Here is a 3,399-nt window from a genome sequence, read left to right as displayed (position 1 = left end):
CAACTATGCCGCATCGTTAACTATGTTCGATTTGGACGTGACGAATGCAAATTCAAGGGCGATGAACGAAACCTGATCGGCATAGTCTGATTGATATTGGACCCGCTTTTACAAGAGGCGCAGGTCATGGAGAAGTTGTACCTCAAAACGCGGTCGCACTCACTCGATACACCCAAGGGCCCCCTTGCTGAACACCTCGGTGCATTTGAAGGTCTGCTGAATGATCAAGGTTACGCGCAGGAGTCTATTCGAAGGCACTTGCTTCTCGTTGCCGATTTCAGCGTGTGGCTCAAGTGCAAGAAACTGTCGATTGAGGAAGTGACTCATGAAACTGCGCAGCGTTATCTGCACTACCGAGAACACCACCGCTGTCATCGGAAGGGCGAAAAATATGCGCTACGACGCTTTGTACAATTGCTGCAAGAAAATGGAATCGTTGCAAGGGACGCGCCCGTTGCGCAGACACCAGTTGAAGAATTGGTAAACGACTACGCTTTGTATCTGCACCAGGAACGAGGCCTGGCAGCCACGACGATCAGGAAATATCGGTGGTGTGCGCGTTTGTTTTTAACAGAGCAGTTCGGTGATGGAGCAACACGGCTCTCGGATCTCCGCGCCCACGAGATAATCGACTTTGTTCGGCATGAGGCCGCTCAAAGTCCCACGCGAGCGCAAGCGATGACAATGGTGTTGCGCTCGTTCTTGCAGTATGCGCGTTATCGAGGGTTGATCAGGCTTGACCTCGCTGCGGTGATCCCCTGGGTCGCCCACTGGTCAATGGCGTCAATCCCCAAAGCGATATCCCCTGAGCATGCCAGACGAGCGTTGGCCAGTTGCGACCGGCGGCGCCCCATCGGCCGGCGGGATTACGCGATCCTGCTCCTCCTTGCCCGGCTGGGATTGCGCGGTGGCGAGGTGGTTTCCTTGACGTTGGATGACATCGATTGGGAAACCGGCACGCTGAACGTTCACGGAAAAGGCGGTCTGGAGTCGCTGTTGCCATTACTCGCACCGGTGGGTGAAGCGATCGCCGACTACCTGAAAAACGGTCGCGCCGACTCCGAGAGTCGGCGTGTCTTCCTGCGAATAAACGCGCCGATTCGTGGCTTCAAGACGGAAAAAGCGGTAAGCAACGTAGTCAGATACGCGCTGGAGCGGGCTGGTATCGATTCGCCGAGAAAAGGAGCCCATCAATTCCGGCATGCGCTAGCGACGCAGATGCTGCATCAAGGATCTTCGTTGGCCGAGATTAGCGAGGTCTTGCGCCACAAAAATCCCGACTCGACGAGAATATACGCGAAGGTCGATCTGGATTCACTGCGGGCCTTGGCGCCGCCATGGCCGAGCCCCCGACCATGAGTACGTTACGCAAATCAATGGAAGAATACCTGACGATGCGTCGTCGCTTGGGATTCAAACTCCATGAAGCAGGCCAACGGCTGGAAGACTTCGTCTGCTATATGGAACGGCGTCGGGCCTCTCACATTAGTGCGTCACTTGCGTTGACCTGGGCACAAAAATCTCCGAAGGTTCAACCAGTGATCTGGGCTCAGCGATTGGGTGTAGTGCGTGGCTTTGCACGCTATCTGAGTGCCTTCGATCCGCACACAGAGATTCCACGGGCCGAATTGTTGCCGCACCGGTATCATCGGCGCGCTCCCTACCTTTACACCGATGAGGAAACCGAGAAGATATTGGCCGCCGCACTGGCTCTTCCTCCGGCATCGGGACTCCGGCGGTGGACTTATTTTACGCTGATAGGTTTGCTAAGCGTCACGGGCTTGCGCCCTGGTGAAGCGGTCAATCTGGAACTTGAAGACGTTGACTTGAAAGAATGCGTGCTGACGGTGCGGGGAAGCAAATTTGGCAAGTCGAGATGGGTTCCCATTCATTCCTCCACTCGAGATGCACTTGCAGACTATCTTCAACGTCGTGAACGATGTCTTGCTGGGCGCCCGGAAGCCCATGTGTTCATCACTTCGCAAGGCAAGCCTCTCAATGGAGACATGGTTTCTCATACATTTACGGCGCTCACACGGGAAATTGGTCTACGCGATTCATCAACAAGGCGCGCCCCGCGCCTGATCGACTATCGGCATCTATTTGCGGTCACGACGCTGATGAGGTTAGACCGATCGGGTAAAGACCCGGTGCGTTGGTTGCCGGTACTGTCGACCTTCCTCGGGCACCAGGGGGCGAGCGATACGTACTGGTATGTAGAGCAGCACCCAGAACTCATGAAGCAGGCGATGAAGCGCCTGGAGCATCGTTGGAAGGATGTGTCATGAAATCTACCGTCAGCTTCCCAGCGTTAGTGCAGCGGTTCTTTACGGAACGTCTCATGCAACAGCGGCAGGCCAGTCCGCACACCATCAGTTCGTATCGCGACACGTTCAGGCTGCTTCTCCGCTTTGCCTACAAGCGACTGCACAAACCACCGGATCATCTGGCATTTGAGGACATCAACGCGCCGCTCGTGACGGCGTTTCTGAATGATCTGGAGAAGACCCGGGCCATCAGTGTCCGCACCCGGAATCTGCGCCTGACGGCGATTCGCTCGTTCTTCCGTTACGCGGCCTTCGAGGCGCCAGCGTATTCCGCGCAGATCCAGCGCGTGCTGTCGATGCCCGGCAAACGCTACGATCGCAGGCTCATTCACTTTCTGACGCGGCCGGAAGTCAAGGCGCTGCTCGCCGCACCCGATAAGCGCACCTGGTGTGGTCGTCGCGATCATGCTTTACTCCGACTGGGTGTGGAGACAGGACTTCGTGTGTCGGAAATGACCGGCCTCACACGCGAGGACGTGACCCTCGGCACAGGCGCGCACATTGATGTTGTGGGTAAAGGTCGAAAACAGCGCGTCACCCCTTTTAGCAAGCAGACCGCCGCTATTCTAAAAGCCTGGATGAAAGAGCCTCGCATACCCAACAGTGATGCGCTGTTCCCGAGTATTCGAGGTGGCCATCTCAGTCCGGACGCGGTACAACGTCTCCTGAAAAAGTACACTACCCAGGCTGCCAGGGGATGTCCTTCACTGCGAAAGAAACGAGTGACGCCGCACGTGCTGAGGCACACGGCAGCCATGGAATTACTGCAAGCTGGTGTGGATCCATTCAACATTGCCCTGTGGATGGGCCATGAATCGCTCCAGACAACCCAGATGTACCTGGATGCCAGTCTGGAGATGAAGGAAAAAATTCTCGCTCGTGTCGGACCACATGATGGCAAGCCCGTACGATACCGGCCTGACAGTAAGCTCGCGACGTTTCTCAAGAGTCTATAGCCATTAAAACTATGCCGATCCGGGCGACCTAAGAATGACCTCCCGCGGGCTCTTTACAAGCATCATCGTGATCCAATCCCGGCTTGATCGGCATTGCCACGAACGCGGCATAGTTG

The 3,399-nt window shown here is 56.0% G+C and carries 3 protein-coding genes; all 3 read left to right on the top strand.

Annotated features, from left to right (window positions below; translation table 11 throughout):
• Positions 1 to 126 precede the first annotated feature (126 nt).
• Genes FSO04_RS45325 through FSO04_RS45315 form a run of 3 tightly spaced genes read left to right on the top strand, consistent with a single transcriptional unit; the run spans position 127 to position 3,283 of the window.
• Positions 127 to 1,359: a site-specific integrase gene (locus FSO04_RS45325; RefSeq protein ID WP_154567934.1), complete on the top strand. Its 1,233-nt coding sequence runs from the start codon at positions 127 to 129 to the stop codon at positions 1,357 to 1,359.
• Positions 1,356 to 2,288 (top strand): tyrosine-type recombinase/integrase, encoded by a 933-nt coding sequence (locus FSO04_RS45320; protein WP_154567932.1) that lies wholly within the window; start codon positions 1,356 to 1,358, stop codon positions 2,286 to 2,288. The genes FSO04_RS45325 and FSO04_RS45320 overlap by 4 nt, the downstream gene beginning before the upstream one ends.
• Entirely contained in the window at positions 2,285 to 3,283 is a 999-nt protein-coding gene (locus FSO04_RS45315) for a tyrosine-type recombinase/integrase (RefSeq protein WP_154567930.1), read from the top strand. The genes FSO04_RS45320 and FSO04_RS45315 overlap by 4 nt, the downstream gene beginning before the upstream one ends.
• Positions 3,284 to 3,399: the final 116 nt, after the last annotated feature.

This window comes from Paraburkholderia madseniana (assembly GCF_009690905.1).
In the GTDB taxonomy this organism is placed as follows: Bacteria; Pseudomonadota; Gammaproteobacteria; order Burkholderiales; family Burkholderiaceae; genus Paraburkholderia; species Paraburkholderia madseniana.
Note: the sequence above shows the minus strand (reverse complement) of the source record. Positions and strands in the feature narration are given on the sequence as shown.

Coding starts and splice junctions, on each gene's coding strand:
- FSO04_RS45325 (WP_154567934.1), top strand. CDS start 127: ATGGAGAAGTTGTACCTCAAAACGCGGTCGCACTCACTCGATACACCC.
- FSO04_RS45320 (WP_154567932.1), top strand. CDS start 1,356: ATGAGTACGTTACGCAAATCAATGGAAGAATACCTGACGATGCGTCGT.
- FSO04_RS45315 (WP_154567930.1), top strand. CDS start 2,285: ATGAAATCTACCGTCAGCTTCCCAGCGTTAGTGCAGCGGTTCTTTACG.